This is a genomic window from Halioglobus japonicus (assembly GCF_001983995.1).
Lineage (GTDB): Bacteria > Pseudomonadota > Gammaproteobacteria > Pseudomonadales > Halieaceae > Halioglobus > Halioglobus japonicus.
Map to the genome: position 1 here is coordinate 3947528 of NZ_CP019450.1, position 25317 is coordinate 3972844.

Here is a 25317-nt window from a genome sequence, read left to right on the forward strand (position 1 = left end):
GCGCTTCATCCCAATACTGCCTCTACTTTTGCAGCAAGCTGAGAGCACAGCTGCTCAACCTCAGCGACATCCTCGCCCTCAACCATGACCCGTATGACAGGCTCGGTTCCGGAGGGGCGCAATAACACCCGGCCCCGCGAGCCCAGCGTTTCCTCAACTTCGGCTACAGCGACACCAATCGCCTCGTGCTCAGAGAGATCGACCTTCTGGGCAATACGTACGTTAATCATGGTCTGGGGGTATTTCGTCATGCCTGCACGCAACACCGCCAGCGGCTGTCCGGAAGTCTTGATGGCATAGAGCACCTGCAGTGCAGCGACCACGCCGTCGCCGGTAGTCGTGATGTCGCTACAGATAATGTGCCCCGATGATTCACCACCCAGGTGCCAGCCTTCCTGCTCCATCAGCGCTTTAACATACCGATCACCCACCTGGGCCCGGGCGAACTGCAGCCCCTGGTCGCGCAGCGCCACCTCCATACCGAGATTGGACATCAGCGTTCCGACGACGCCCGCGTCCGAGGTCCCGGTGGCGAGACGATGGCAGGCGATCACATAGATGAGCTCATCACCATCGACAAAATCGCCATTGGCATCGACGAACAAGACCCGGTCACCATCGCCATCAAAGGCGATACCCAGGTCGGCCTGGTCCGCCACCACGCGCTCAGCGAGGGCAGCCATATCGGTGGAACCCACCCCTTCATTGATATTAAAACCGTCCGGTTCGGCGCCCAGGGTGAGCACCTCTGCACCCAGTTCGCTGAAGACGCTGGGAGCAATGTGGTAGGTCGCCCCATGGGCGCAATCCACGGCAATTTTCATGCCCCGAAGGTTAAAGCCCTCTGGCACGGTCGACTTGCAGAATTCAATGTAGCGGCCGGCGGCATCGTCCAGGCGAACCACCTTGCCGATCGCCTTGGAGTCGACGGTCTCCAGCGCCTTATCCAACTCCGCCTCAATCGCCAATTCTGTTTCGTCGGGCAGCTTGGAGCCTCCCGCCGAGAAAAACTTGATCCCGTTATCGTAAAACGGATTGTGTGAGGCGCTGATCACAATGCCGGCATCCGCCGCCTGGGTCTGTGTCATCAGTGCCACCGCAGGGGTCGGCATCGGTCCGAGCAGTTTGACATCCACCCCCGCCGCTACCAGGCCTGCCTCGAGAGCTGACTCGAACATGTAGCCAGACACCCGGGTGTCCTTGCCAATAATTACCGTACAGCGACCGCCACTGGATTGACGCGCAAATACCCGCCCGCTGGCCCAGCCCAGCTTGAGCATAAAGTCGGGGGTAATTGCACCACTACCGACAGCGCCGCGGATGCCGTCCGTGCCAAAATATTTTCTAGTCATTCCCTTGCAAACTCCTCAGTGCGGCACACATGGCCAGCGCATCCCAGGTCGGTGCGACATCGTGGGTGCGAACTATTGCCGCCCCGCGCTCAACGGCAAGCACCGCCAGCGCCAGGCTTGCAGGCACCCGCTCGTCCACCTCCCGGTTAATCAACTTGCCGATGAGTGACTTGCGCGACAGGCCTACCAGCAATGGTAAACCTGCCGCCGCTAGGCGTGGCAGGCCTTCCAATAGCGAGAGATTGTGCGCCACGGTCTTGCCAAAACCAAATCCCGGATCAAGCAGTAAGCGTTCGCGGGGGATGCCTATCGCCTCACAGGCGGCTACCCGCGCTTCCAAAAAAGCGCCGACTTCATCCACCACGTTGGCGTATGTCGGCGCCGCCTGCATCGTATCCGGCTCGCCCTGCATATGCATCAGGCAGACTGGCAACCCCGTGTCGCGCGCCGCCTCCAGTGCACCCTCGCGCTGTAGCGCCCGCACGTCGTTAATCAAACCGGCACCCCGGGCAGCGGCCTCGGTCATGAGTTGCGGACTACTGGTGTCGATGGATATCACTACGTCAAGTTCAGCGGTAATACGCTCAACCAGTGGTAACACCCGATCCATTTCTTGTTGCGCACTCACCGGCGCTGCACCCGGGCGCGTTGATTCACCGCCGATATCCAGTATCGCAGCGCCAGCATCAACCATGTCCCGGGCCCGCTCTATGGCCAGCTCAGGGTCCAGATGATCACCGCGAAACAAGGTACCGCCGTCGGAAAACGAATCTGGCGTGGTGTTGATCACTCCCATTACTAAGGGGCGAGACAAATCGAGCATGCGCCCGGCGCAATCAAGCACCGGACGGGAGGGGGTAGATGGGTTCAAGAGAGTGCCGGCTCAGTGTTCGCCGGCGGGGCCACCAATGGTCGGGCCTGTGTCTCGGGAGTCGCCTTCATCGCTCTCAGAGGCTTCGGCGGACGGCGGCGGCGTGTTACCACCCGAAGTACCGTCCCAACCTGCGGGCTCACGGGGAGTGCGCCCCGCCATAATATCGTCGATCTGCTCTGAATCAATGGTTTCGTAGGTCATCAAAGCGTCGGCCATCATATGCAGCTTGTCGACGTTCTCTTCGAGGATACGCTCAGAGATGCCGTAGCACTCATCGATGATAGAGCGCACTTCCTCGTCGATCTGCTTGGCAGTTTCGTCGGACAAGGCCTGGTGCTGCTGGCCCGCGCTGCGACCCAGGAAAACCTCTTCACCGCCCTCGTCATACATCAGCGGCCCCATTTTTTCGGACAGACCCCACTTGGTGACCATCTGCCGGGCGATCTGGGTAGCCCGCTCAATGTCATTGGAGGCACCGGTGGTCACACCGTCTTTACCCAGGGTCATCTCTTCAGCGATTCGTCCGCCGAACAGACTGCAGATCTGGCTGATGATATGCCTGCGACTGTGGCTGTAGCGATCCTCCTCCGGCAGGAACATGGTCACACCGAGGGCGCGACCCCGGGGAATAATGCTCACCTTGTAGACCGGGTCGTGCTCCGGCACCAGGCGGCCAACAATAGCGTGGCCAGCCTCGTGGTAGGCCGTATTGCGCTTTTCGTCCTCGGACATAACCATGGATTTGCGCTCGGCGCCCATCATGATTTTGTCTTTGGCGAGCTCAAACTGCTGCATACCCACGGTGCGCACGTTGCCGCGCGCCGCAAACAGGGCAGCCTCGTTTACCAAGTTGGCCAGGTCAGCACCTGAAAAACCGGGCGTGCCGCGGGCAATTTTGGCGGGTTCTACATCTTCAGCCAGGGGTACTTTGCGCATGTGCACTTTGAGGATCTGCTCGCGACCGCGGATATCCGGCAGGCCCACAACCACCTGGCGGTCGAAACGCCCCGGGCGCAGTAACGCAGGGTCAAGCACATCAGGTCGGTTGGTTGCGGCGATGACGATCACGCCGTCATTCATCTCAAACCCGTCCATTTCAACGAGCAGCTGGTTTAGGGTCTGCTCGCGCTCATCGTGTCCACCACCGAGACCCGCGCCGCGATGACGACCGACCGCATCGATTTCGTCGATGAAAATAATACAGGGCGATTGCTTTTTGGCCTGGTCGAACATGTCACGCACCCGGGATGCACCGACACCGACGAACATTTCCACAAAGTCCGAACCGGAAATCGAGAAAAACGGCACTTTGGCCTCGCCCGCGATGGCCTTGGCCAGCAGGGTTTTACCGGTACCGGGTTGCCCTACCATAAGCACGCCGCGGGGGATGCGGCCGCCCAGTTTCTGGAAGCGGCTGGGGTCGCGGAGGAACTCTACCAGTTCCTGGACATCTTCCTTGGCCTCATCCACGCCAGCGACATCGGCAAAGGTCGTGGAAATCTGGTCCTCTCCCAGCAGCCTGGCCTTGCTCTTGCCAAAACTCATCGGGCCGCCACGGCCACCGCCGCCGCCCTGCATCTGGCGCATGAAGAACATGAATACCGCGATGATGATTAGAATCGGGAATGACGCCACCAGCAGCTGAGTCCAGACGCTTTGCTGCTCAGGCTTTTTGCCCTCGACGATCACATCGTGCTCCAACAGATCGTCAATCAGCTTGGGGTCTTCCACCATGGGGCGGATTGTCTCGAAGCGGCTGCCATCGCGACGCTCACCAGAAATGGTCAGGCCGTCAATGGTCACCTTCTGCACCTGGTCGCGCTGGATCTCGGTAATGAAGTCCGAGTACCCGACCTCCTCAGATGTGGCCTGGGGATTGAAGTTGTTGAATACTGACAACAACACTGCGGCTATAACGAGCCACAAAAGTAGATTTTTAACCATATCGCTCAACGATGTTTCCTGGTGTAGGTACGCACAGGGGCGGGAACTATATCACTGCCAATTTACTACAGTTGGGGTCGCCTGCCCATGTTTCAACCCCCGGTTATCTTGGGATTCACTCGTTTTACCGCCCCCTGAACCCCCTGGCCACCAGATAGACCTCGCGCGAGCGGGGCCTGGAGGCCTTGGGTTTGCGGGTCAGAACCTTGTCAAAGCTCTCCCGCGTGTCACGGAAAAGCTCGTCAAAACCTTCGCCCTGGAAGACCTTGGCCACAAATGACCCGCCTGGGGCGAGCACATTGCGCGCCATATCCAGTGCCAACTCGACCAGATACATGGACCTGGGCTGATCTACGGCTGTCACACCGCTCATATTAGGTGCCATATCAGAAACCACCAGATCGACCGGCGCATCGCCAATGGCGGCGAGGATCTCCTCAAAAACGGCTTCCTCGGTGAAATCGCCCTGGATGAATTCCACCCCGGCCAGGTTATCCATGTGCAAGATATCCGATGCCACAACGCGACCGTTGTGGCCTACCAGGTCAGCCGCCACCTGCGACCAGCCACCGGGGGCGCTACCCAGATCCACCACGGTCATACCGGGGCGGATCAGGCGGTCTTTTTCCTGTAATTCCAGTAATTTGTAGCAGGCCCGGCTGCGATAGCCCTCGCGCTGCGCCTGCTGCACGTAGGGATCGTCGCGGTGCTCCTTGAGCCACGCCTTACTGGAGGATTTTTTCTTGGCCATAAATAAGGTCTATAGTGGGTGTTTCGGGTCAAGGGGCCCTTGTGTACAATGCGCGTCCCTTTAATCAGCGACTATTGTACAGCGGAATCACCATGAGCAAGAAAAGCAATCAGGACATCAGGCAACTGCGCGCCATCGGGCACAAACTCAAGCCCGTGGTGACTGTCGCCGGCAATGGCCTGTCTGATGGCGTGGTGATGGAAGTTGAGCGGGCCCTGGACCAACACGAGCTGATCAAGATCAAACTGGCCGTCGGTGGCAAAGACGCCAAAACGGCGGTCGGTGAAGAACTTTGCGATCGCACCGGTGCGGAAGTTGTGCAGCGCATCGGCAACATCATTCTGGTATTGCGTCGCAGCGCAGAGCCCGACCCGCGCTTGTCCAACCTGTTACGTCCACTTTAATCCCACTTCGGCCAGATTCATAGGTATTGCCAGCGGCGCTGATTTCGCTAAGATGGAGTAAACCCATCGCGGAGGGGCGCCACGACATGGGGACACTACTCGAGTTTCCTTCTCAGCAGGCTCAGGGCCTCGCTTTTCTCGACCGGCAGATTCGCCAACTTCTACTCGCCAAGGGCGCCGACGATGATCTCGTCGAATTCGCCGCCACAGAACTTACCCGCATTTACAGTCGCATCAGCGAAAGTGAGCAGTACAGCATCGGGATTCAACTGCCCCCGGGACTGGACGAACACGACCGCAATGCCCTCCAGGTCGAGATCAATGCGGGCCTGGAAACAATCCGCGGCGAAAATCACGGCTTAATGGTAGAACTGGTGGCTCAGTTAGTGCTCACCAAGGTGCAACTGTTCGAACTCAGCCGTCGCTAGGGCCCCAGCGCTCCCATAGCATCAGGATGAACGGTGCGAAGGCAGCCAATGCCAGGCCCGACGTGAAACATCAGAAGTTTAGGTTGCCGCCCCCTGACTCTGCCATTGGCCCCCGCTGACGGTCCGAGTGAATGACGGACAACATCTCGAGGCCCGGTCTAGCCGCTTTATGACGACTCGTGCGACCGGGTTGCGCCAATCGTAGGTTACCGGGCTCAACGTGCCCTCACCCAGATCGTGGAAGCCATTGCTGACGTGTACGAAACCCTAATCATCCGGGGCGGGGTCGCTGCCCGGCTCACCGCTACAGGTAGGGCCAGGAATGTTGGCGCAATCCTGATCGTTCGCTTCGGTACCCGCATTATACGCCGGCACCATGTAGGTCAGTTTGCCAGCGGTGGGCAGTCGCGCACCATTGACGGCCATATAGGTATCGTTGGTCGGCAGCAGCATGGCCACGACAGAGAAGAACTTCTCCTGGCCTGTTGCCATTACCGTGGTAGTCACAGATTGACCGGGGCCAAGCAGTCCATCAATCGTGGTGGAATGGGCCACCCGATTGCCCAGCTCAGCGACTACGCCTGAGGTATCACCACCTTCGGCCAGGCTCTCAAAGCCAGGGCTGGCGGGCTCGCCGATCGAGAACATCATGGCGGAGCCGCGGTGAGTAGCCACCAATTGCGGCGTAAAGCTCTGTGCCTGGGTCAGGTTGGTAATGGTCACCTCATAGAGTGTACCGGCAAATCCGGTAAATCCGGCAAATATCGCGTCCAGCTCCTGCGCCTGCGCCTGAGTGGCGGCCAGAGCCAGGGACATTGCTGCCATTTTCATTTTTGTCATGGTGCTGCTTCCTACTGTTAGTGGGTTCAACACCGAATTCGCGCCGGACACCCGAAAAGTTACATGCGTAAAAAAATTTCTCTCCCCTGGCCAGGGGAGCGCATTGGACAAATCGCGCTGGGTGTACGATGTTAATAACAACACCACTCCGGAACCGTGAGGAACACGCCCAATGACCCAGAACTTTAAGACACTTATTGCAGCCGCAATCCTCTTAATGCTGTCACTGCAGACGGCCCAGGCTGACGAATACAACGACGCGAAGAAAACCTTCATCAACGCCGGTGAAAGTGCCACTTATTTCAGCAACAGTTACGGCTATGCGCTGTTTCCCACCATCGGCAAAGGCGGCATGGGCATCGGTGGCGCACACGGCAAAGGCCGGGTGTACGCTGGTGGCGCCCACGTGGGAGATACGAAAATGAGCCAACTGTCGATCGGCTGGCAGTTGGGCGGTCAGGCCTACAGCCAGGTCATCTTCTTTGAGGACAAGCGCGCCTTCGATGATTTCACCTCGGGCAACTTCGAATTCGGTGCGCAGGCCACCGCCGTGGCCATTACGGCATCGGCGGGCGCCCAGGCCAGTACCGGGGCGGCACCCAGACCAGCATTGCCGGCGGCAAGGATGACGCGTCCACTGCCTCACTGGGCTATCGCAAGGGCATGGCGGTATTCACGGTGGCCAAAGGTGGTCTGATGTATGAGGCCGCGATTGCCGGTCAGAAGTACAGCTACACCCCCAAATAGTCACAACGGCACAACAAAAAGGCCCCGGTATCGCTGATACCGGGGCCTTTTTTTGGGAGTGCTCTGGCGCATGAAAGCGCCCACGGAGCGTTAGATGTGTTGAACCTCGTCGATTTCGTATTCGACCTCACCACCCGGAGCGCGCACAACCACCACGTCACCCTCTTCCTTGCCAATAAGGGCCCTGGCAATGGGTGAACCGATGGAGATCAGGTTGTTTTTAACATCAGCCTCATCCTCACCAACGATTTTGTAGCTCAGTTCCTCGTCGGTTTCGATGTTGATCAGGCTCACGGTAGTGCCGAAAATCACCTTGCCGGTCTTGGCAATCTGGGTCACATCAATAACTTGTGCGCCGGCCAGTTTGCCCTCGATCTCCATGATACGACCTTCGGTGAAGCTCTGTTGCTCCCGAGCCGCATGATACTCAGCGTTCTCCTTGAGATCACCGTGCTCACGCGCCTCGGCAATGGCATCGGAAATCCGCGGACGCTCCACCTTCTTGAGGTGCTCAAGCTCTTCGCGTAACGCGGCTTCTCCGGCCACCGTCATCGGTACGTTGTTCATGGGTTGATTCTCCCGTGCAGGTCCTGCAGCCTGCGAACTTTCTTATCACCTTCCTCCTGCAAAGACAGGGTAATCGCCTCGGCTGCGGCAAGCGTAGTGGTGTAAAACACCCGGTGCTGCTCAGCGCTGGCGCGGATCGGGGCGGAGTCTTCAATCGCCCGACGGCCCTCGGTGGTATTGATAATAAAGTCCGCTTCGTCGTTCTTGATCATGTCAACGATGTGCGGGCGACCTTCAAGCACCTTGTTCACCCGGCGCACGTCCAGACCTGCACCTTCCAGTGCGTCAGCGGTGCCGCCGGTCGCGGCCAGGTTAAAGCCCATGCCGACCAGATCGCGGGCCACTTTCACCGCCCCGGGCTTGTCGACATCGCGCACTGAAATCAACACGGTACCGGAGGTAGGGGGCGCATCACCGCCACCCAGCTGAGCTTTGGCAAACGCGGTGGCAAAGTTTTCACCCACGCCCATCACCTCACCGGTAGAGCGCATTTCCGGGCCGAGGATCGGATCAACACCGGGGAACTTGTTAAAGGGCAGTACAGCCTCTTTCACGCTGTAATAAGGCGGCACAATCTCCTTGGTAAAGCCCTGGGATTCAAGGCTCTGGCCAGCCATGCAGCGCGCAGCCACCTGGGCCAGCGAACGGCCAATACACTTGGAGACAAACGGCACGGTACGCGAAGCGCGCGGGTTGACTTCAATCACGTAGATTTCGCCATCCTGCCAGGCTAACTGAACATTCATCAGGCCACGTACGCCCAGCTCCAGCGCCATCTGCTTAACCTGCTCGCGCATTTCGTCCTGCACTTTCGGGTCAAGACTATATGGCGGCAGTGAACAGGCAGAGTCACCGGAGTGAACACCGGCCATTTCGATGTGCTGCATAATGGCGCCAATCACGACTTCTTCGCCGTCAGACACCGCATCGATGTCAATTTCGATCGCCGATGACAGGAAGCTGTCGAGAAGCACAGGGCTATCTTCAGAGGCCTGTACTGCCTGAGTCATATAGCGCAGCAGATCTTCTTCACGATAGACAATTTCCATGGCCCGACCGCCGAGCACGTAGGAAGGACGTACCACCAGAGGGTAGCCAATTTCAGCGGCGGCCTCTACGGCCTCTTCCGTACTGCGTACAGTTGTGTTGGCAGGCTGCTTGAGTCCCAGCTTGTTAATCATCCGCTGGAAACGCTCGCGGTCTTCGGCGCGGTCGATCGCATCCGGGGTAGTACCGATAATCGGCACGCCCTCTTCCTCGAGTCGCTTGGCCAGTTTCAGCGGGGTCTGTCCGCCAAATTGCACGATCACACCCTTGGGTTTTTCCAGGGCGACAATTTCCAGCACATCCTCAAGGGTTACCGGCTCGAAGTAGAGTCGGTCTGAGGTGTCGTAATCGGTGGATACCGTCTCCGGGTTACAGTTGACCATAATGGTCTCGTAACCATCCTCCCGGGCCGCCAGTACGGCGTGCACGCAGCAGTAGTCGAACTCAATACCCTGGCCAATACGGTTGGGGCCACCGCCAAGCACCAGAATCTTGTCGCGTTCGGAGGGTGCCGCTTCGCACTCCTCCTCATAGGTGGAATACATATAGGCGGTCGCCGAGGCAAATTCTGCGGCACAGGTGTCGACACGCTTGTACACCGGGCGAATACCCAGCCCCTGACGGTGGTGACGAACCTTGCGCTGCGATGAATTCAGCAGCACGCCCAGACGCTCATCCGAGAAACCCTTGCGCTTAAGGCGGAACATCTGCTCGGCATCAATATCGGCCAGGTCGACGCTCTTGAGGCTGTCTTCGGTCTTGATAATGTCTTCAATCTGGATCAGGAACCAGGGATCGACGCCGGACAGTTTGTAGACTTCGTCGACACTCATACCCGCTCGAAAGGCATCACCGAGGTACCAGATACGCTCAGCACCCGGGTTGATCAGCTCAGAAACCAGCTCATCGCGATTGTCTGGATTGTCCACATCGATCTTGTGTTCAAATCCAGCTGAACCCACTTCGAGGCCGCGCAGCGCTTTCTGCAGGGACTCCTGGAAGGTCCGGCCAATGGCCATGACCTCACCCACTGATTTCATCTGGGTGGTCAGTCGGGCGTCGGCACCGTTGAACTTCTCAAAGGCGAACCGGGGGATCTTGGTCACGACATAGTCGATGGCCGGCTCAAAGGACGCCGGGGTCGCACCACCAGTAATGTCGTTCTGGAGCTCGTCCAGGGTATAACCGATCGCCAGTTTGGCGGCCACCTTGGCAATTGGGAATCCAGTTGCCTTGGATGCCAGGGCCGAGGAACGCGATACCCGCGGGTTCATCTCAATCACCACCAGGCGACCGGTATTGGGGCACTGCCCAAACTGCACGTTAGAGCCGCCGGTTTCTACACCGATCTCGCGCAGTACCGCCAGCGAGGCGTCGCGCATGATCTGGTATTCCTTGTCGGTCAGCGTCTGGGCAGGCGCGACGGTAATCGAGTCACCGGTGTGCACGCCCATGGCGTCAAAGTTCTCAATCGCACACACGATGATGCAGTTGTCGTTTTTGTCACGCACAACCTCCATCTCGTACTCTTTCCAGCCGATCAGGGATTCGTCGATCAACAGCTCGTTGGTCGGCGACAGATCGAGACCGCGCATGCAGATTTCTTCAAATTCATCCCGGTTGTAGGCGATACCACCGCCCGAGCCGCCCATGGTAAACGAGGGCCGAATAATGCAGGGGAAGCCAATGCTATCAAGTACCTGCAGCGCTTCTTCCATACTGTGCGCAGTCGACGCACGCGGTGTTTCCAGGCCAATGCGCTTCATGGCCTCGTCAAACAGCTGGCGATCCTCCGCCTTGTCGATCGCATCTTTGGTCGCGCCGATCATTTCGACACCGTGCTCGGCGAGCACGCCGTGCTTGTCCAGGTCCAGGGCACAGTTCAAGGCAGTCTGGCCACCCATGGTCGGCAGCAGTGCGTCCGGCTTTTCGTCGGCAATAATGCGCGCCACCGTCTGCCACTCGATGGGTTCGATGTAGGTGACATCGGCCATTGACGGGTCGGTCATGATAGTTGCCGGGTTGGAGTTCACCAGGATGACCCGGTAACCCTCTTCGCGCAGCGCCTTACAGGCCTGTGCGCCGGAGTAGTCGAATTCGCAGGCCTGGCCGATGACAATCGGGCCCGCACCGAGGATCAGGATACTCTGGATGTCAGTTCTCTTTGGCATACTGGTTACTTCCCTGCCTTGGCTTCAATGAGCTCGATGAAGTGGTCAAACAGCGGCGCTGCATCGTGGGGGCCAGGGCTGGCTTCCGGGTGTCCCTGGAAACTAAAGGCCGGCTTGTCAGTGCGATGGATGCCCTGCAGGCTGCCATCAAACAGTGACTTGTGCGTCACCCGCAAATTATCGGGCAGACTGTTTTCGTCGGCAGCAAAGCCGTGATTCTGACTGGTGATTAACACCGTGCCGTCGTCGAGGTTCTGCACGGGATGGTTGGCACCGTGATGGCCAAACTTCATTTTGACCGTCTTCGCTCCTGACGCCAGCGCCAGCAGTTGGTGCCCCAGGCAGATACCAAACACCGGAATGTCAGTGCCGAGTATTTCCTGGATCGCTTCAATCGCGTAGGTGCAGGGCTCCGGATCACCGGGACCGTTAGAGAGGAAAATTCCGTCCGGGTTCATAGCCAGTACTTCCGACGCCGGCGTCTGGGCGGGCACCACCGTCAGGCGGCAGCCGCGATCCACCAGCATCCGCAGAATATTGCGCTTAACCCCGTAGTCGTAGGCGACCACATGCCAGGGCAAGTCGGCAGCTTCGGGCGTGGCGTGGCCGCTGTCCCACTGCCAGGATCCTTCGGTCCAGTTGTGTGTCTCGGCCGTGGTGACTTCTTTCGCCAGATCCATGCCCTTGAGGCCCGCAAAGCCTTTGGCCAGTTCCAGCGCCTTAGCCTCATCGATGCCGTCGCCGGCCATCAGGCAGCCATTCTGGGCACCTTTTTCCCGCAGAATTCGGGTCAGGCGTCGGGTGTCGATATCGGCGATACCGACGATATTGCGCTCCTGGAGGTATTCCGAGAGGCCCTGCTCATTGCGGTAGTTGCTCGCCAGCAGAGGTAGGTCGCGAATGACCAGGCCTGCTGCCCAGATCGCGTTGGATTCCTCGTCTTCAGCGTTGGTGCCGGTGTTGCCGATATGGGGGTATGTCAGGGTGACTATCTGGCGGGCGTATGAAGGATCGGTGAGAATTTCCTGATATCCGGTCATCGCGGTGTTGAACACCACCTCACCGACCGAAGTGCCATCGGCACCTATTGCTAAGCCTTTGAAAACACTACCATCTTCAAGGACCAAAATGGCGGGACTGGTCAAGCAAACCTCCGTCAATCAACAGTTAGAGCGGGCTGATCATGCTTAAGTTGCGCGCTCGCAAAAAAGCGAGATGGGTAACCACATCTCGCCTTTTCATAGTCAGTCAGCTCTGATTTTCACCGGGTACACGTTGCCCGCAGCGCATTGCGGGCGTGTAAAATCTGGCCGGTGATTCTAGGTGAAGTGGCCAGCGCTGTCCAGTGGGGTATGCCCGTCAATTCACTGCGGATTGTGGCATTTTGACCAATCTGGCGACTCCGCGCCCGCGCGCGTCCGCGGCGGCGCTCACCGTCCCTGCCTGTACCGCAATAGCCTGAATATCGCCCAGATTCCCCCAACTGTTGGGCTGGACTTCGTAGCCCAGCGCTTTTAGCCCAGTGAGGGTGCTGGCCGGAATGTCCCATTGATCGTGGCGAATCAGGGTTGCATCCGGGAGCTGGTGATGGAAGCGCAGGCTGTCCACGGCCTGCTGCAGGGGCATGTCGAAATCGACCAGATTGAGAATCACCTGATACACGGAAGTAAATATCGTACTGCCGCCCGGTGTACCAATCACCAATGCCGGCTGGCTGTCGCGCAGCAACAGAGTCGGTGTCATAGAGGACAGCATGCGCTTACCCGGCGCGATGGCGTTGTTGCTATTGCCCACGACACCAAACTTGTTCTTCACCCCCACCTTGGCACTGAAGTCATCCATCTGGTTGTTGAGCAGATAACCAGCGCCCGCAACGACCACGCCCGAGCCGAATTCCCAGTTGAGCGTATAGGTCAGCGACACCGCATTGCCCGCGCCGTCCAGGATGGAAAAATGGGTGGTATCCGATGACTCAAGGCCAGGAGGCACCACCTCGGCCGGCGAAATCGCCGTGGCGTTCACTTGCGCGGCGCGCGCCTTCAGGTAATCGTCGTCGAGCAAGCGCGCCAGCGGCACCTGCACAAAGTCGGGATCACCCAGATACTCAGCGCGATCGGCAAACACCCGTTTTTCAATTTCGGCCAGCAGGTGCACGTAGCCCGCATCGTTGTGCCAGCGATCACGAAAATGCTCTGCGGCGAAGTCGCGCATCTTCAACAGCTGCACCAGTGCGAAGCCGCCGGAACTGGGAGGCGGCGCAGACAGCACCTCGAACTCACGCCAGCGAGCGCGGATAGGCTCACGCCAGAGCGCCCGGTACTCGGCCATGTCCTGGAGCGAAATCAGCCCCCCGCTCACCCCCATTTGCGCGACCAACTGGCGGGCCGGCAGGCCGCTGTAGAAGGCGTCGGGATCAGCGGCAATTAACTTCAGGGTCGCAGCAAGCTCCGGCTGCTTGAATAACTTGCCTGCGGCCATGCTGCCGAAGTAGTCGGCGAAATTGGTTTCACCGGCATCACCTATCACTTTGTCGGCCGCCATTTGCGCCAGTGCCTCAGGCACCACAAATCCAGCCTCCGCCAACTCGATGGCAGGTGCCAGCAATCGCGCCCATGCAAGCGTCCCATAGCGTTCGTGGGCCAGTTGCATACCCTTGACCGTGCCGGGCACGCCCACGGCCTTGCCACCCACCAGTGCCAGGCGCTGCTGGAAATTACCGCCTTCATCCAGGTACATATCACGCCGCGCACGCAGGGGCGCGCGTTCGCGGAAATCCAGGAAAGCGGGCTCACCATCAACAAAACTGGTCATGAAACCGCCGCCACCGATATTTCCCGCCTCGGGATAGGTCACTGCCAGGACAAAGGTCGCAGCGATGGCTGCATCCACGGCATTACCGCCGTCGCGCAGCACTTGCTCTGCCGCGGTCGCCGAGAACGCGTCGGGCATTGCCACCGCACCGGTACCGGCACGAACTGGCAGTGCGATAACAAAGAAGATGAAAACAAGCCATGTTCGCAGTAGCATCATCGCTGGACCCGTGGTGGAAACACTGTGACTAAGGCGCCCTAGTGTGCCCGTCTACGCCAACAAAAGGAAATAACATGGCATATTCAAACGGTAAGTGCGCTGTCGTGACCGGCGCCGGTTCGGGCATTGGCCGGGCCCTGGCCCTGCAACTTAACAGCGAAGGCTGCGCTCTCTACCTCAGCGATATCAACGAGGAGACCCTCGCCGAGACCGTATCTCTGCTGAGCAATCCAGGCCTCCAATGCGACACGCAGCGACTCGATGTCGCCGACCGCGAGGCTGTACACGGCTGGGCGGAGCGAATCGCCTCCGAACGCGACAGCGTTGACATTGTCATCAACAATGCGGGAGTTGGGCTGGCAGAGACAGTTGAAGAGATGAGTTATGAAAACTTTGACTGGATGATGGGTATCAACTTCTGGGGCGTGGTCCATGGCACCAAAGCCTTCCTGCCCTTGCTCCGCCAATCTGACCAGGGGCATCTGGTCAATATCTCTTCCATCTTTGGTGTCATTGCGGTGCCCAGTCAGTCAGCTTATAACGCAGCCAAATTTGCGGTGCGCGGTTTTACCGAGGCACTGCGACAGGAGCTGCAGGACAGTAATGTCCATGTGTGCTGTGTCCACCCGGGCGGCATTGCTACCAATATCGCCCGTGATTCCCGCGGCGGCAATGCAACCGCCCAGGAGCGAGATGCCAAGTTCAAACAGCATACCCGGACCACCGCCGAAGGGGCCGCAGCACAAATCATCAATGCGATTGAAAGGCGCAAAAAACGACTCCTCATCGGCAACGATGCCAAAATCGTCTCCCTGATCACGCGGCTCTTCCCGGTGCGCTACCCGGAAATGTTGAAACTGAATAAGTTACTGGACGGTATGTAGGGCTTTGCTATTCGCTGGCTGCGACCAAAATACCAGCCAGCGCCTCCCGCAACCGGGCGGGAATGGGCACAGACTTGTCGGCCGCGCGATCAACAAAGACATGCACAAAGTGGCCATGGGCCACAGCGCTCTGCTCACCCCTCTTGAAAATCGCCAAGCCGTATTGCACGGAGCTATTGCCAAGTTTATCCACTCGCAAGCCCGCCTCCAGCTCATCAGGGTAGGCGACCGGCGCGTGGTATTGGCAGCCAGAGTTCACCACATATCCAACGATGTCTCCTGCGGTAATATCCAAACCACCCTCTTCAATCAGAAAGCGGTTTGCCGCGGTATCAAAGTAAGCGTAGTAGGTGACGTTATTCACGTGTCCGTAGATGTCATTGTCAGCCCACCGGGTACCAATCGGGTAGAACACCTTGTAGTCACTACGCTGGGGAATGGGCGCTCGACTCATGCTTGCTCTCCATAGGCGGCGCGGTAAATCGCCAGCGCATCGTCCAGGCTGACCTCGCGGGGGTTGTTGACCAACAGCCGTTGCTGCGCCATCGCATCCTCAGCCAACTGTTCAAGCGAGCTCTCGCTTACGCCTGCTTCTGCCAATGTGGCGGGCAACGCGACTGCGTCGATGAGTTCACGCAGGTAGGCGATCAGTGCTTGCGTACGCGCCATGTCATCGCCCGGCACCGGCTCGCCAACAACAATGTCGGCCAGTTCTGCATACAGGTGACTGGCCGCCGGCGCGTTGAATTCCAGCACTGTCGGAAGCACCAGCGAATTACTCAAACCGTGGGGAATGTGAAAATGCCCGCCCAGGGGATAGGCCAAGGCATGTACTGCGGCCACCGGAGCGTTGGCAAAGGCCTGGCCAGCCAGGCAGGCCCCCAGCAACATTGCCTCGCGCGCTTTGCGGTTCCCGCCATCTGTCACCGCGGTGCGAATATTACGCGCCAACAAATGCAGCGCCTGGCGTGCAAGATTGTCTGATATCGGGTTTTTCAAGCGTTTCGAGGTATAGGCCTCAATGGCATGCACCATAGCGTCGACCCCGGTCATTGCAGTGACAGCTGGAGGCAAGCCGAAGGTGAGATCGGCATCCAGTACCGCGACGTCGGGCAGGAGCACAGGCGATGACACACCGGCCTTGGTCGTTTCGCCGGTGGTAATGACCGCCACCGGGGTGGCTTCTGATCCGGTACCCGCGGTCGTCGGCAATAATATCAGCGGCAGGCGCTTGCCGGTGACCATGCCCACGCCATAGATCTCGGACAGTGCCTGACTGCCACCTACAAGCACCGCAACTACCTTGGCGACATCAAGTGAACTACCACCACCAAAACCAATGACGCCTTCGGCGCCCATGTTTTTCGCCTGGTCGACGGCCGCCAGCACGGTTTCCTCAGGGGGGTCTTCACGCACCTGGTCAAACACCTGCACGTCGATTCCCGCCCCCTGCAGCGCGTCGAGCGGGGCCTGGGGAAGACCAAGGGCGATAAGCCCGGGTCGGTGATCAGTAATACGCGACTCACACCCAGGCGCTCACATTCCTGTGCCAGTTTCAGGGCGCTGCCACCACCACTGACAATGCGACCTACCGTATTGAATTCAAATTCCTGCATGTAGCCACCTGTCTAGTTCTGGCCTGCACGCTAAATCATGCCCCGAATAGACGCAAGTGTTATGATCGAAGGCCACGCTTGATAAGAACAAGTGATGAGCGTTTCCGACCTATATTCTGCAGTAGATACTCTCGCCGCAAGGTTTGACGGTGAGGCCGATGGCCCCGAGGCCTGCAGCATTCGCATTCCAGTGCATCACTACAGCGACCCGAAGCGCTTTGAGCAGGAGCGGCGCGAGCTGTTTATGCAGTTGCCCCTTGTGCTGGGGCATGAGAGCCAGATTCCCGAGCCCGGCGACGCCATTGTTCAGGACTGGCTGGGCGTACCACTGATCACCATCCGCGACCAACAGGGCCACATTGCCACCTTTTACAATGTCTGCCGCCACCGCGGTATGCGCCTGGTACAAGCGGAGGGCCCGGCACAGCTTCGGTCTCTGGTCTGCCCCTATCACCAGTGGACCTACGGGCTCGATGGTGGGTTGCGCAACATTCCCCGCTGCGAGAGTTTCGTGGGCATCGACAAGGCCGACAATGGCCTCGTGCCGGTTGCGACAGAGGTGCGCAATGGCCTGATCTGGGCTCAGATCGAAGGTAATATGGACATCGATAGTCACCTAGCCGGCCTTGGCCCCGAGTTCGATTTCTTCCGCCTCGGGGACTTTCACTACTGCCAGCAAAGTGTGCGTGAGGTATCCGCCAACTGGAAACTCGTTCAGGACGCCTTTCTCGACGGGTATCATGTGACTCGCCTGCACAAGAACACCGTGGGTCCGTTCTTCCCTGACTCACTGGCAGAAACCGGCATGCTCGGCATGCACACGCGCAGCGCGGTGGCGCGCAATGAGATTGCAGATGCGGTCGGCACTGCCGCCGAATCGCTACCGGACCTGCGGCACAATGTCACCTTCTCATACACCACGTTCCCCAATGCAGTGCTGGTCTTCCAACCGGACTACATCAGCGTGATCTGCCTGTTTCCAAAAAGCGTCGACCGCACGATCTTTGTCCACTACATGCTGGTACCGGAGTTACCGGAAACGGAGGAACGCCGCGATCACTTTGGCCGTTCGTTCCGCCTCATCGATGAGGGTGTTTTTGCAGCCGAGGATATCTTCGTGGCCGAAGGGGCACAGCGCGGCCTGCACAGCGCCGCCAACGACAGCCTGCTGTTTGGTGGACTGGAAAAGGCCGCCGCTCGCTTTCACCGCTTAATCGAGGAACAGCTGAGCGACAGCTAAGTCTCCAGAGCGGCGGGAGCATCCTTGACATAAGGTTCGGAAAACTCCAGCGCCAGCATGCGGCGCTGATTGCCTCCGTAACTGGTTGCGTGCATCAGGCGATAGTTCCATAACAATAGATCACCCGGCTGGCTCGCCAATACCGTGGCGGGCACTTCATCGGTATCCAGGTTCAGATCGCCAAACCCGGAATCAACATGCTGATTGAGTAACCGGGTGAACGCACTGCCCGGATGATGGCTGCCGGGAATCACCCGAATTGCCCCGGATTGCGCATCCAGTGGATCGAGATAGAGCGCCATCTTGATATTCGTAAAGGACAGGTCTGCGCCATAGGAATCCCGATGAAACTGGGTGCCGCAGTCATAGATACTGCAGTCACTAACGCGAAACGCATAACCCTCGCCGAGCAACTCAGAAGCAATCTCACAAATTCTGGCATCACCCAGTAAACCTTCCAGATAGGCGCTTCTGGTCGTTGCAGATGAAAGCCCGGATCAGGGCTTCATGCCGTTCGACACCTTTAAACAGGTCGTGGCGAGAGTGAAAGAGCTGGAGATTTTCCCACGTATCTCCTTTACAGGACAAGGCGAGTCACTCCTGCACCCCCAGGTCGAAGAATTTATCCGCTACGCCACTGCAGAGGGTGTGGAAGTCATGATGACGACCAACGCCAACCTGCTGACACCCCAGAGATCCCGCTCACTGCTCGATGCTGGCCTCAAGGGCATCTGCTTCAGTATTTCCGACACCGAGGAAGACTATGAACTGGTCTACAACCTCGACTTCGAGACCACGCGCAACAATGCATTGGCGTTTCTGGAGATCGCTCGGGAGGAATACGCTGAGAGAAACGTGGAATCGGCGGTCAGCATCGTTATTCACGACCTCAATCAAGACAAGGTAGACGAGTACAGCGCCTATTGGCACGCCGCCGGCGTTGGTGAAACGTTCAAGTTCGAGCAGAACAATCGCGGAGGCGACTGTGACAACAGCCACTACTTTATCGAAAGTGACCGTTTTCAGGATGAAGCACGAGAACTGCTGGCCAAGCGCAAAGTCACCACGCTCTGCTCCGCGCCCTTTTATTTCGTGTTTATTGGCTGGAGCGGCCAGTACTACATCTGCTGCGGCGACTATCACAAGACCGACCCATTGGGCTCGGTGTTCGAGTACAGTATCGACGCCATGGAACAGGTCAAACTGGAGACATTAGCTCGCCGGCCTCAGGCCTGCGCTCAATGCAATATTGACCCGGTCAACGGCGTCCGCGAAAAGATGTTTGAAATGGAACAGGGCGAGGCCGAGCAGGCCGAGCTGGATCTGTTTATCAAACAGCAGCGCATGTTCTACCAACCACGGCTGCCCACGGATCTGGATCCGCTCAATTGGGAAGCCAGCCTGCCCTCGGGCATTATCGCCCGCGAAATCTGATCAAAAAAAAGCCCCGCAGGGCGGGGCTTTGGCATCTCTCCTACCTCAATACTCGAAGATCACTTCTGCACCGTACATACGCGGTGCCAGGTAAGTGAACGAGGTGGCGCCAATGGCGTAGCTCTCGTCGTCAGTGTCCGTGGCATTCTTGGCCCACAGCGCGAACTGGAAGTCGCCGCCGAGCATTTCCACCTGGGACAAGCTCAAGCGCACATTGAACATACCGTAGTCCTCTACCAGCACCTCACCGAAGTTGGTGTTCGCCAGGGCAAGCTGGTCGTCCTGCCAGGCGTAGTCCGCGTGCAGGCGATAATTGCCATAGCTCACCGGGATATCCCAGTCGGCCATGATGGTATAGGCATGCTCGGGCGCCCATACCAGCTCGGTGGTATCGGAGCGATCAGAACCATCCGGGAAGATTGCGTTTTTGATATCGGAATCCAGGTACGCATAGCTCGCACCGACCAGGAAGTTCTCGCCCAGTGCCCAGGTGATATCGAGTTCAAGGCCGGTAATTTCCGCCTCGCCTGAGTTGAACACTTCGACAAACTGCGGGTTATTCACCGGGTCAGGCAGGTAGTCGAGAATAATATCCTCGATTTCCATGTAGAAGATCGCACCATTGAGGCGCAGGCCCTGGTCGAACAGCTCGCTCTTCCAGCCCAGCTCGTAAGAAGTCACGGTTTCTTTATCGAACGCCTGATTGAAATTCAGGCCATTGCGGCTGGATCCGCCGGAGCGGAAACCCGTGGAGACCTTGGCGTAGGTGGACACATCGTCAGTCCAGCGATAATCGGCGATCACCGTGTAGTCAGTCTCATCCAGATCGGATGCAGACTGACCAGGACCGAAGGAATTCCAGGTCAGGCCATCGTTGGTACGCACTGCATCTCGCTGGTCATCGGTGTAACGCAGGCCCAGCGTCAGGTCGAGACGCTCGGTGGCGTTCCAGGTCGCCTGACCGAAGACCGCCCAGGACTCGTTATCAATATCCACGGCATACTCGCCAAGGTATAGCGGGAAGAACGCGCCCAGATCGGTACAAGGCGGTACATCCGGCCCAACGCCACTCCCGAACGGATCGCTACAGGGCGTGGGTGGGAAGTTGGTCAGATCCAGAGCGATGATACCTGTCTGGTCGACCACAGCACGATCAAGGTACTGCTGCTCTGTCTGGGCGCCCTCTTCATCAAAGTAGTAGACGCCGGCAACATACTGGAAGTTGTCATAGCTACCCAGCAGCTGCAGCTCCTGCGAGAACTGCTCGTGCTCAGTCACCGCCCACACTTCAAGCGAGCCTGCTCCGCCGAAGGACTGGGTAAAGTTCTGTGACGCATCGTCATCGAACTCACGATAACCGGTAATCGACTTCAGGGTCATAGCGTCGCTGAGGGCCCACTCTATCGTCAGGTTGTGCCCCTGTACCTCGGTTTCGGTTTCCGGCAGGTAGTAGGCCGTTGGCTCGCCGCCGGTAGGACTGCGCGTTTCCTCCAGCCGGCTGCGGAAAGTGTCAGTAATGGGGTTAAAGGCGGGATCGAGCCCTCCAGTCGGGCCACCATACTGGTGATAGCCGGGCGCGGTATTCATGTCGGAGTAATCGTAGCTGTAATCCACGACCAGGCTTTCAATACCATCGTAGCGCAGCGCGATACGATAGCCCTGGTTTTCGCGCAGATAGAAATCGGTGTAATCCAGCCCGGGGATGGCATTGGCACCCTCATTGTCGACCCAGCCATCACGTTCTGAAAACGCAGCGGTAAACTTTGCTTTGAAACCGCCCATGTCATCCAGATTCAGGTGACTGATAGAGCGCCAGCTACCGTAATTGCCTGCACCGAGAACCTGCTTGAAGGCAAATTCTCCAGTGGGCTTGGCATTGATGAAGTTAACTGCGCCCGCGGTCGTATTACGGCCATAGAGGGTGCCCTGCGGGCCGCGCAGAATTTCAATGCGCTCAAGATCAGCCAGGTCAGCAAGCAGACCGGTAGAGCGGGCTGCGTATACACCGTCATAGTAAATTCCTACTGTGGGATCCTTGGTAATCACCACTGAGTCGGCATTACCAATACCGCGGATAAACAACGCCAGGTTGTTAGCCGAGGTAGGATAAATCGGCATTTACAGGCTGGGAGACGCCGCCCCGAGATCCTGGGCGGTAAACAGGCCCATGGACTCAATATTGTCTGCATCGTATGCAGAGATGGAGATAGGAATGTCCTGCAGCGACTCGGTGCGCTTCTGGGCGGTAACAATCACCTCTTCCAGTTGTTGCGCATAAGCGGTGCTGGCGGCCACGCTGCTGGCCAGTAATACGGCGGTGGCAAGGGTCTTGCGATGGGTGAGCATGATTCTCTCCAAGTATTTTCTATCGTTATAAATTGCGCCCTTCCTGGGCATCTCTACCACGATCAAATATACGAGATACAACGCCTGTTCGGGTATAAATAAACTACATTCGGCGCCACACTCAGCGCAGGTAAACATAGTTGTACCTTGCTGCGACACGGGTGCGACAACATGCCACAGGCGAGCCATCACAGTGCTGGATATACTGCCCGCCCTGCTGTAATTACCATGGATTATTCCCTTGCAACGCACTGTCCTCGCTCTAGCACTGAGCGCACTTAGCGCCCACTCACTCGCAGACCACATCGAAGAACTGGTCGTTACTGCCAACCATGACACTCGCACCATCGATATCAGTGATGAGCTGGTGATTTCTGCCGATGTAGCGCAACTGCTGAAAAAAGCCCCTGGCGCCAACGTCAACAGCAACGGCCCCCTCACCGGCATTCCCCAGTACCGCGGCATGTATGGCGGACGCATAGCCACCTCCCTTGATGGCACCCAGCTGGCACCCTCCGGCCCCAACTGGATGGATCCGCCACTGTCTTATGCCCGTAACGGCTTGCTCCAGTCCCTTGAGGTATACCGCGGCATTGCCCCGGTAAGCGTTGCCCAGGAGTCTATTGGAGGGGCGATTGACGCCCGCACCGAGCGCGGCGATTTCACCGCTAGCGGCGAATTCAGTGTTGACGGCAAAATTATCGCCAGTGCACAGTCCGTCAATGGCGGCCAGCACCTCACAGGCGCGCTGTTCGCGGCTAACCGCGACCACAAATTCAATGCCGCCGCGATGGTGGAATCGGGCGATGACGCCGAGTTCAGCGGCGGCGACATCACCCCCACCGAATACGAGCGAGAGCGCTACGATATCGGTTATGGCTTCAAATCCGGTAATCACAGTGTCCAGGTCAACTATGGCTACAACGACACAGGCGATGCCGGCACCCCTGCCCTGCCAATGGATATTGAGTACATTGAAGGCGACCTTGCTGACCTGACCTATCGCTTTGAGCTGCCCGGCGAGCTGGAAGTATCTGCTGCGGTATTTGGCAGCGACCTCGAACACGGCATGACCAACTATCACCTGCGCCAGGCCCCGGCCAGTGGCATGCTGTGGCGTCGCAATATTGCCGACAGCGAAAACCGCGGCTTCAAGCTGCACTCCACGATGTACGATGATCAGGGGCACTGGAGCTTTGGCCTGGATGGATTCAGTGCCAACCACAATTCCAATATCGACAACCCAAATGCGGCCATGTTCTTCGTGGTCAACTTCAACGATGCCGAGCGTGACGTACTCGGTGCATTCCTGGAACGCCAGCTGGAGCTCAGCGATACCTGGCGCACCGAGCTGGGCCTGCGCTACAACGCGGTCAGCATGGATGCAGACACTGTCGACGGCACCCCAGCGCAAATGATGCCCCCTGCAGCGGCTTTGCGCGACGCCTTCAACAACGCCGACCGCGATCAGACGGACCACAATGTCGACCTCGTTGCCAAGGCCTGGTATGAGGCTTCGAACACCACGAGCTGGTACGCGGGCCTGGCCCAGAAAACCCGATCCCCCAGCTATCAGGAGCGCTATTTGTGGCTGCCACTGGAAGCCACCGCCGGCCTTGCCGATGGCAACACTTATACAGGCAATATCGAACTCGATCCGGAAGTCTCTCGCCAGATCGAGTTCGGCATGGATTTCAGCAACACCCGCTTCACATTGGCCCCACGCATCTTCTACAGCCAGGTCGACGACTACATTCAGGGCACTACCAGCGAGATCGCCCCGGCGACCATGTTTGTGCAGATGATGAATATGATGAACGGCACGACCAACCCGGCACCGCTGCAATTCAACAACGTCGATGCGGTCATCTATGGTTTTGACATGGATTGGGCGTGGCAGCTCTCAGATCAATGGTCGATGTCAGGGATCGTGAACTATGTTCGCGGTAAACGTGACGACATTGAGGACGAGCTCTACAGAATCGCCCCGGCCAACACCAGCATCCGTCTGAACTATGTCAACGGAAGCTGGGCTTTCGGAGCGGAGGGTGTGTTCTACAGTGCCCAGAATCAGGTCAGCGAAACCAATCGCGAACAGGAAACCGCTGGCTATGGTCTGCTCAACCTCAGCGCGAGCTGGCAAATGACCTCGGCAGTGGAGCTCGCTGCGGGCGTCGACAACGTCTTCGATAAGGAATATCGCGACCATCTGGGCGGCTACAACCGGGCGCGCAATCCCGACATCGGCATGCGTGAACGCATCCCAGGTTATGGGACCAACGTCTTCGCCCGGGTCAGCTACAGCTTCTAAGCTATCGCCTAGTCCTGCTGCCGCTTAGGCACTTCACCGAGCGGCTTCACGGGGCGGATAAACAGCCCCTCTGCGCTGGCGGTGACTTCACCGTCAACGCGCATTTCGCCACGCGTAAACTGCTTGCGACCAGTGTTATTGTCACACACCGCCCACAACTCGATAGGCCGATTGAGGGGCGTATGCTTGTGGTAACGAATGCTGAGCGTGCCAGTAAAGCCAGCGGCACCGGTAATCACATTGGCCATCGACAACAACTCATCGAATACCGCCGCGATAATACCGCCATGCACACTGTTCGGAGGGCCGGCATAGGTGGGTGAGAACAGGGCTTCCCCGCGCACCTCATCGCCATCACGCCACATGCGAATCGGCGGAGATATAGGATTGCGTTTGCCGGTAATAGGGCTGTACGGCATACAGGCGGTAAGGTCATCCTCGCGCCAGCCCAATCCCGGAGTGTCGCTGGCGATAGTGACGGTAGACCAGCCCTCACCCTGCTGCAGATACGGTGCCAATGCACTCATCGCTGCCTGCATATGCTCGGTGGCCTCAGCCAACACCTCATCGGGGGCCTCTGAGCATCGCAACAGGTGAATCAATTCACCGGCCTCGCGGTTTACCGCCTCCACCAGGGTTTCGTCACGGGGATGTTCGTTTTCGGATAAGGGCATATCCCTGCCTCGACTGCCAAATGGCCTTCAGGTTGGCCCAGCCCCGGCCACGTAGCAAGCCTGGCCGCTAGATTTCACCCCGCCAGTCCAAATTAACAGGCCAGGCGGGGCTGTACACAGTGCATGTCAGTTAGGCGTTTAGCGCCGGGCCACGCCGAGTTCACCCAGGGTGCGGGCCATATCTTCCGCTGATGTTGCCGGCTTCACATTCCGATCGATTTTCAGCACCTTGCCGTCTGCGTCGATGTAAAACGTGTGACGCTTGGCATAACCGAGCGTGTGCAACACGCCATAGGCCTCGGCTGCCTGCTTCTCGGGGTCACTGAGCAGCGGGAAATCTGCCCCCGTTTCCTCAGCAAAGCCCACATTGTCTTCCAAGGGGTCGACGCTGGCCATAAAGTAACTCACGTCATATTCGCGAATCAGGTGACCATTTTCCGCCAATGACTTGCACTCAATCGTGCAACCACTGGTGTACGCCTTGGGAAACCAGGCAATCACTGCCGCCTGCTTGCCCCGGAAATCGGCAAGCGTGTAAGTCTTGCCATCCGACCCTTGCAGGCTGAAATCCGGTGCCATGTCACCCGGGCCAAGTTCAGCGAGTGCCAGGACAGGCAACAACAGCAGGGCAGCCAGTGCACAAAAAAAGTTCTTCAT

General features: G+C 58.2%; 23 protein-coding genes. 7 read left to right on the top strand and 16 right to left on the bottom strand.

Going from position 1 to position 25317, the window contains the following annotated elements; genetic code table 11:
• Nucleotides 1–5 precede the first annotated feature (5 nt).
• The 4 genes from glmM to rlmE all read right to left on the bottom strand — a co-directional run bounded on the left by glmM (nt 6) and on the right by rlmE (nt 4921).
• Nucleotides 6–1352: a phosphoglucosamine mutase gene (gene glmM / locus BST95_RS18595; protein ID WP_084200901.1), complete on the bottom strand. Its 1347-nt coding sequence runs from the start codon at nt 1350–1352 to the stop codon at nt 6–8.
• Nucleotides 1345–2175: a dihydropteroate synthase gene (gene folP, locus BST95_RS18600; RefSeq protein WP_240500310.1), complete on the bottom strand. Its 831-nt coding sequence runs from the start codon at nt 2173–2175 to the stop codon at nt 1345–1347. Before folP ends, glmM begins: the two co-directional genes overlap by 8 nt.
• Nucleotides 2176–2235: 60 nt before the next feature.
• Nucleotides 2236–4170 carry an ATP-dependent zinc metalloprotease FtsH gene (gene ftsH, locus BST95_RS18605; protein WP_084201236.1) on the bottom strand — a complete coding sequence of 645 codons (1935 nt, stop codon included), beginning with the start codon at nt 4168–4170 and terminating at the stop codon, nt 2236–2238.
• Nucleotides 4171–4294: 124 nt separating this feature from the next.
• Complete coding sequence (gene rlmE / locus BST95_RS18610; protein WP_084200903.1) at nt 4295–4921, bottom strand: 23S rRNA (uridine(2552)-2'-O)-methyltransferase RlmE; 627 nt, start codon at nt 4919–4921, stop codon at nt 4295–4297.
• A 92-nt stretch (nt 4922–5013) separates the two neighbouring features.
• Here rlmE and BST95_RS18615 point away from each other — a divergent pair, with 92 nt between their 5' ends.
• Both BST95_RS18615 and BST95_RS18620 read left to right on the top strand, forming a co-directional pair.
• A complete protein-coding gene (locus tag BST95_RS18615; protein WP_084200904.1) occupies nt 5014–5325 on the top strand; it encodes a YhbY family RNA-binding protein in 312 nt (103 codons plus the stop codon).
• Nucleotides 5326–5411: 86 nt separating this feature from the next.
• Nucleotides 5412–5753 carry a hypothetical protein gene (locus BST95_RS18620; protein ID WP_084200905.1) on the top strand — a complete coding sequence of 114 codons (342 nt, stop codon included), beginning with the start codon at nt 5412–5414 and terminating at the stop codon, nt 5751–5753.
• Between the two features lie 267 nt (nt 5754–6020).
• Here BST95_RS18620 and BST95_RS18625 read toward each other — a convergent pair whose 3' ends face one another.
• Nucleotides 6021–6593: a spondin domain-containing protein gene (locus BST95_RS18625; protein WP_169843999.1), complete on the bottom strand. Its 573-nt coding sequence runs from the start codon at nt 6591–6593 to the stop codon at nt 6021–6023.
• A gap of 172 nt (nt 6594–6765) precedes the next feature.
• Between BST95_RS18625 and BST95_RS18630 the strand changes: the two genes are divergently transcribed.
• Nucleotides 6766–7290 carry a YSC84-related protein gene (locus BST95_RS18630; RefSeq protein ID WP_338073394.1) on the top strand — a complete coding sequence of 175 codons (525 nt, stop codon included), beginning with the start codon at nt 6766–6768 and terminating at the stop codon, nt 7288–7290.
• A gap of 140 nt (nt 7291–7430) precedes the next feature.
• Here the strand turns inward: BST95_RS18630 and greA are convergent, their stop codons facing one another.
• The 4 genes from greA to ggt all read right to left on the bottom strand — a co-directional run bounded on the left by greA (nt 7431) and on the right by ggt (nt 14155).
• Nucleotides 7431–7907: a transcription elongation factor GreA gene (greA, locus tag BST95_RS18635; protein ID WP_084200907.1), complete on the bottom strand. Its 477-nt coding sequence runs from the start codon at nt 7905–7907 to the stop codon at nt 7431–7433.
• A complete protein-coding gene (gene carB, locus BST95_RS18640; protein ID WP_084200908.1) occupies nt 7904–11125 on the bottom strand; it encodes a carbamoyl-phosphate synthase large subunit in 3222 nt (1073 codons plus the stop codon). The genes greA and carB overlap by 4 nt, the downstream gene beginning before the upstream one ends.
• Nucleotides 11126–11130: 5 nt before the next feature.
• Nucleotides 11131–12270 (bottom strand): glutamine-hydrolyzing carbamoyl-phosphate synthase small subunit, encoded by a 1140-nt coding sequence (gene carA, locus BST95_RS18645; protein WP_084200909.1) that lies wholly within the window; start codon nt 12268–12270, stop codon nt 11131–11133.
• A gap of 214 nt (nt 12271–12484) precedes the next feature.
• Nucleotides 12485–14155 (bottom strand): gamma-glutamyltransferase, encoded by a 1671-nt coding sequence (gene ggt, locus BST95_RS18650; protein WP_084200910.1) that lies wholly within the window; start codon nt 14153–14155, stop codon nt 12485–12487.
• A 74-nt stretch (nt 14156–14229) separates the two neighbouring features.
• On the opposite strand from ggt, the gene BST95_RS18655 reads away from it, so the two are divergent.
• Nucleotides 14230–15039, top strand: coding sequence for an SDR family NAD(P)-dependent oxidoreductase (locus BST95_RS18655; RefSeq protein ID WP_084200911.1), 810 nt, complete (start codon nt 14230–14232; stop codon nt 15037–15039).
• Nucleotides 15040–15046: 7 nt separating this feature from the next.
• On the opposite strand, the gene BST95_RS18660 is transcribed toward BST95_RS18655, so the two are convergent.
• Together BST95_RS18660 and BST95_RS18665 are read right to left on the bottom strand one after the other, a co-directional pair.
• Nucleotides 15047–15493 (bottom strand): acyl-CoA thioesterase, encoded by a 447-nt coding sequence (locus BST95_RS18660; protein WP_084200912.1) that lies wholly within the window; start codon nt 15491–15493, stop codon nt 15047–15049.
• Nucleotides 15490–16554 (bottom strand): iron-containing alcohol dehydrogenase, encoded by a 1065-nt coding sequence (locus tag BST95_RS18665; protein WP_338073428.1) that lies wholly within the window; start codon nt 16552–16554, stop codon nt 15490–15492. The genes BST95_RS18660 and BST95_RS18665 overlap by 4 nt, the downstream gene beginning before the upstream one ends.
• Nucleotides 16555–16749: 195 nt before the next feature.
• On the opposite strand from BST95_RS18665, the gene BST95_RS18670 reads away from it, so the two are divergent.
• A complete protein-coding gene (locus BST95_RS18670; protein ID WP_084200913.1) occupies nt 16750–17895 on the top strand; it encodes an aromatic ring-hydroxylating oxygenase subunit alpha in 1146 nt (381 codons plus the stop codon).
• Here BST95_RS18670 and BST95_RS18675 read toward each other — a convergent pair.
• Nucleotides 17892–18308 (bottom strand): phytanoyl-CoA dioxygenase family protein, encoded by a 417-nt coding sequence (locus BST95_RS18675; protein ID WP_169844000.1) that lies wholly within the window; start codon nt 18306–18308, stop codon nt 17892–17894. The genes BST95_RS18670 and BST95_RS18675 overlap by 4 nt on opposite strands.
• 94 nt (nt 18309–18402) lie before the next feature.
• Between BST95_RS18675 and BST95_RS18680 the strand changes: the two genes are divergently transcribed.
• A complete protein-coding gene (locus BST95_RS18680; protein ID WP_084200915.1) occupies nt 18403–19329 on the top strand; it encodes a radical SAM/SPASM domain-containing protein in 927 nt (308 codons plus the stop codon).
• Nucleotides 19330–19374: 45 nt separating this feature from the next.
• On the opposite strand, the gene BST95_RS18685 is transcribed toward BST95_RS18680, so the two are convergent.
• The gene (locus tag BST95_RS18685) at nt 19375–21447 is read right to left on the bottom strand and encodes a TonB-dependent receptor (RefSeq protein WP_084200916.1); all 2073 of its coding nucleotides are present in this window, start codon (nt 21445–21447) and stop codon (nt 19375–19377) included.
• Entirely contained in the window at nt 21448–21675 is a 228-nt protein-coding gene (locus BST95_RS18690) for a hypothetical protein (protein ID WP_084200917.1), read from the bottom strand.
• A gap of 241 nt (nt 21676–21916) precedes the next feature.
• Here BST95_RS18690 and BST95_RS18695 point away from each other — a divergent pair, with 241 nt between their 5' ends.
• Nucleotides 21917–23986 carry a TonB-dependent receptor gene (locus tag BST95_RS18695; protein WP_084200918.1) on the top strand — a complete coding sequence of 690 codons (2070 nt, stop codon included), beginning with the start codon at nt 21917–21919 and terminating at the stop codon, nt 23984–23986.
• 8 nt (nt 23987–23994) lie between these two features.
• On the opposite strand, the gene BST95_RS18700 is transcribed toward BST95_RS18695, so the two are convergent.
• Together BST95_RS18700 and BST95_RS18705 are read right to left on the bottom strand one after the other, a co-directional pair.
• A complete protein-coding gene (locus BST95_RS18700; RefSeq protein WP_084200919.1) occupies nt 23995–24660 on the bottom strand; it encodes a PaaI family thioesterase in 666 nt (221 codons plus the stop codon).
• Between the two features lie 138 nt (nt 24661–24798).
• Nucleotides 24799–25317 (bottom strand): peroxiredoxin, encoded by a 519-nt coding sequence (locus BST95_RS18705; RefSeq protein WP_084200920.1) that lies wholly within the window; start codon nt 25315–25317, stop codon nt 24799–24801.